Here is a 4,498-nt window from a genome sequence, read left to right on the forward strand (position 1 = left end):
AACGAGGCGTCCCTTTCAGGGAGTGAGACCCTCGCTCTGGCTTCTCAACTGGAGAACCTGAAGAACGCCGAAACCGGAACGCACTCGACTGGCGATGATGCCATGAAAGAAACTGCGGTCGCTCCAGTTCCGTCGCCACCAAAACCTGCGGCGATCAGGGCGACGGCAAAAAGCTGGGTTCAGGTGAAATCCATGGATGGCAAAGTGGTGTATGATCACATCATGGAGCCGGAAGAAACATGGGAGTTTCCGGCGGAAGGGGCCCCCTTCACTTTGACAGTGGGGAATGCTGGCGGCACAGTTCTTACTGTTGATGACGTGGTGACGCAGCCTTTGGGGCGTAATGGTGCGGTCCGGCGGAATGTGACAGTGACGGAAGCCGCTATCCGGGACGGTAGCATTGCGCCTCTGTCGGCTGCGGATGCTGATATGTCGGCTCCCTCGCAGTCAACGACTCCAAAAGCGGAGGAGGGCGGGGACGACGGGTTTGCTCCTGTTCCGCCCCCACCGCCACCGGTTGTCAAACCACGGGTAAGGCCTCCGGTGCGCGCGCCGGAACGAGAATTGTCTGCGGATGATCTCAATGCCCGACAACTGAACACGCTGGGCAGCTCGCCGGGCTCGCCCCATATGTAGCAAACAGGACACGGCTTCGCAGGAAGCAGGGACCGCCATGCCGTCTCCGGTCTGGCATTTGGCGGTCAAATTTGGCAGGAAGGCCAAAACCGTTACGGACACCCCCGTCGCAGGTTTCATCCAGCGGCGGCTCTCGTCCTGGCAGGAGGATTGAACGATGAGCGGCTACAGACCCTATCAGCATATCGAGCGCCGCAAGTCGCGCCAGATTCACGTCGGTAAAGTGGCGGTCGGTGGTGATGCGCCGATCTCCGTGCAGACAATGACCAACACGTTGACCAGCGATGCGCAGGCGACGATCGCGCAGATCCGTCGTGCCGAGTTGGCTGGTGTGGACATTGTTCGCGTGTCCTGTCCTGATGAGGAAAGCACGGCGGCTCTGCACGAGATCGTGCAGGAAGTGAATGTTCCCATCGTCGCGGATATTCATTTCCACTACAAGCGTGCCATCGAGGCTGCGAAAGCCGGTGCGGCCTGCCTGCGCATCAACCCCGGCAACATCGGTAGCGCCGAGCGTGTCCGTGAGGTTGTGAACGCCGCGAAGGACCATAACTGCTCCATCCGTATCGGCGTGAACGCCGGTTCGCTGGAAAAGCACCTGCTTGAAAAATACGGTGAGCCGAACCCCGATGCGCTGGTCGAAAGCGCTCTGGAGCATGCCAAGATCCTTGAGGATCACGACTTCCACGAATTCAAGATCAGCGTGAAGGCGTCGGACGTCTTCCTTGCTGTGGCGGCTTACCAGCAGCTTGCCGATGCGTGCGATCACCCCTTGCATATCGGCATCACCGAGGCTGGCAGCCGGCGCGCTGGAACGGTGAAGTCCTCCATCGGTCTTGGAAACCTGCTGTGGGCGGGTGTGGGCGACACGATGCGCGTTTCTCTTTCCGCTGAGCCGGAAGAGGAAGTGCTGGTTGGCTGGGACATCCTGAAGTCCCTCGGCCTGCGTCATCGCGGTGTGAAGATCATTTCCTGCCCGTCCTGTGCGCGTCAGGGCTTCAACGTCATCCAGACGGTGCAGACGCTGGAAGATCGCCTCGCGCACATCAAGACGCCGCTGACTCTGTCCATCATCGGTTGCGTGGTGAACGGTCCGGGTGAGGCGCTGATGACTGACCTCGGCGTGACCGGTGGTGGTTCGGGTCGTCACATGGTCTACTCGGCTGGCAAGCAGGATCACACCGTTCCGGCTGATTCGATGATCGAACACATCGTTAGTCTTGTCGAAGACCGTGTGTCGAAGATCGAAGCTGAGGAAGCCAAGGAAAAGGCGGAAGGTGTTGAGCTGCCGCTGCCTGACCTCGCCAGCGCGAAATAAAACGGTTCTCCTCGGGCGACTGGCTCGTGGAGACATGATTGATGACACGATGAAGAGAACGGTCGTCTTTTTACGCTGAACTGTTGTTCGTCAGTCGTAAAATTGGTGACCTGTTCTCGGCAATCTTTCGCACGCCTTCATCCAAGCCGGAGTTTCTTTCTTGAGCGCCATAAAGCCTGTTCGCGGTACCCATGATCTGATCGGTGAGGATCAGCGACGGCATGCGCATGTTGTTGCCACTGCGCGCCGTGTGACAGCGCTTTATGGTTTTGAGGAATGGGCGACGCCGATTTTCGAGGAAACCGGCGTTTTCGCCCGGTCGCTCGGTGATACGTCCGACGTCGTGTCGAAAGAGATGTACACGTTCACAGATCGCGGTGGGGATTCCCTCACATTGCGGCCTGAAGGAACAGCAGCGGTTTGTCGGGCCTTGGTGACCAACGGTCTCACGCAGTCGTTGCCGCAGAAAGTGTTCTATACGGGGCCGATGTTCCGTTACGAACGCCCGCAGAAAGGGCGTTACCGCCAGTTTCATCAGATCGGCGCGGAACTGATCGGTCCGGGTGAACCTCTGGCTGACGCCGAGGCCATTCGCATGGGCCATGATGTGCTGGCTGCTCTGGGCATCGCTGAGAATGTCTTGCTGGAACTGAATACGCTGGGTGATGTGGAAAGCCGGGCGGCGTGGCGGGCGGCGCTTGTAGAGTATTTTTCAGCGTTCAGGGATAGGCTTTCCGAAGATAGCCAGAACCGTCTTGAGCGTAATCCTCTGCGCATCCTGGATAGCAAGGCGCCGGAAGATCGTGCACTACTGGCCGATGCTCCTGTTCTTGCCTCTTATCTTAATGATGCTTCGCGTCAGTTCTGGGATGAACTGCGCAATGCTCTGACTTTATTCGGCGTGGCATTTACCGAAAACCCGAACATAGTCCGCGGACTTGATTACTACAGCCACACTGCTTTTGAATTTGTCACGACACAGTTGGGAACGCAGGGAACCGTTCTGGCTGGTGGCCGGTATGACGGACTTGTGGCGGAGATGGGTGGTCCCAAGACACCGGCGATTGGCTGGGCCGGCGGTATCGAACGCCTTGCAATGCTGCTTGAGGCAGCGCCTGCGGTAACGAGGCCTGTCGCCATTATTCCGCTGGGAGATGCGGCTCAGGCCGTCGCCATCAAAGCTTTGAATACCTTGCGCAGTGCGGACATTCGGGCGGAAATGGCCTATCGCGGCAATCTTAAGAAACGTATGGAGCGGGCCAATCGCACAGGCGCTTCGCATGTCGTGATCATCGGCGAAAATGAAGTGGCGAAAGGCGTGGTGCAATTGCGTGATCTGTCTTCCGGGGAACAGGTCGAACTGCCGGAGGTGGCTTTGGTTGAAACCCTGAAGGCTGCCGGAGCAGGGCGACAGGCGTGAATCTCGACGATCAACTGGACCGCATTGTAGCGCGTAGCGAGGAACTGGAAGCCCTTCTGGCCAGTGGCGTAACGGGCGAAGAATTTACGAGCGCTTCGCGGGAATATGCGGAACTTGAGTTTCTGGTAAGCCGCATCAATGCCCTTCGCTCTGCTCAGGCAGAAGAACGGGATGTCGGGCAATTACTGTCCGATCCGGAGATGAAAGCGCTCGCAGAAGGTGAATTACACAGCCTGAAAGAGCAGATCGAGACGCTTCGTCAGGAAGTCAGGCTGGCGATGCTGCCTAAGGATGTTGCAGACGCCCGGAGCGCCATTCTGGAAATCCGCCCTGCCGCAGGTGGCGATGAGTCCGCTCTTTTCGCATCAGAACTGTTCTCCGCATATCGACGCTACGCTGATCTGCGTGGCTGGCGATTTGAAGTCATGGAATATGACGAGAGTGAGCTCGGTGGGCTGAGGGAAGGTATTGCCACGGTTACCGGGAAGGGCGTGTTTGCCCGCCTGAAATATGAATCTGGTGTGCATCGCGTTCAGCGTGTGCCAGCGACCGAAAGCCAGGGGCGCATCCATACGTCAACAGTGACTGTGGCGGTACTGCCGGAAGCTGAAGAAGTTGACGTGCAGATCGACGAAAAAGATTTGCGCATTGATGTGTACAGGGCATCGGGTGCGGGCGGCCAGCACGTCAACAAGACGGAAAGTGCTGTGCGGATAACGCATCTTCCAACGGGTATCGTTGTGGCGATGCAGGAAGAAAAAAGCCAGCACAAGAACCGTGCGAAAGCGATGAAGATTCTCAGGTCGCGTATCTACGAGCAGCAGAGAGTTACGCTGCATGAAACGCGTGCGGCGGATCGCAAGTCACAGGTCGGGACAGGAGATCGTTCTGAACGGATCAGAACATATAATTTTCCTCAGGGACGTGTGACTGATCATCGCATCGGGCTGACATTGCACAAGATTGATCGTGTTATGCTCGGAGAGCTGGATGAAATCGTCGATGCGCTGACGCAGGCGGATCAGGCAGCCCAGTTAGCTGCAGCAGGTTTATAATTTATCAATATTGAAAATTTATTAAGGGATTTTCTCTTTTAACGCTTGAGCAATAGACGGTGTTTAGAA

General features: G+C 57.2%; 4 protein-coding genes. All 4 read left to right on the forward strand.

The window, feature by feature from the left end:
* A partial coding sequence (locus ABF824_RS15705; protein WP_415489906.1) for a DUF4115 domain-containing protein occupies positions 1-636 on the forward strand: 636 nt, incomplete at its 5' end.
* Positions 637-793: 157 nt separating this feature from the next.
* Positions 794-1,954: a flavodoxin-dependent (E)-4-hydroxy-3-methylbut-2-enyl-diphosphate synthase gene (gene ispG, locus ABF824_RS15710; RefSeq protein ID WP_415489907.1), complete on the forward strand. Its 1,161-nt coding sequence runs from the start codon at positions 794-796 to the stop codon at positions 1,952-1,954.
* A 160-nt stretch (positions 1,955-2,114) separates the two neighbouring features.
* Positions 2,115-3,374: a histidine--tRNA ligase gene (gene hisS / locus ABF824_RS15715; protein WP_415489908.1), complete on the forward strand. Its 1,260-nt coding sequence runs from the start codon at positions 2,115-2,117 to the stop codon at positions 3,372-3,374.
* Positions 3,371-4,429: a peptide chain release factor 1 gene (prfA, locus tag ABF824_RS15720; protein WP_415489909.1), complete on the forward strand. Its 1,059-nt coding sequence runs from the start codon at positions 3,371-3,373 to the stop codon at positions 4,427-4,429. The genes hisS and prfA overlap by 4 nt, the downstream gene beginning before the upstream one ends.
* Positions 4,430-4,498 lie beyond the last annotated feature (69 nt).

The organism is Acetobacter sp., assembly GCF_047721705.1.
GTDB lineage: Bacteria > Pseudomonadota > Alphaproteobacteria > Acetobacterales > Acetobacteraceae > Acetobacter.

Excerpts from the sequence above, each read along its gene's own strand:
- ispG (WP_415489907.1), top strand. The coding sequence starts at position 794 with ATGAGCGGCTACAGACCCTATCAGCATATCGAGCGCCGCAAGTCGCGC.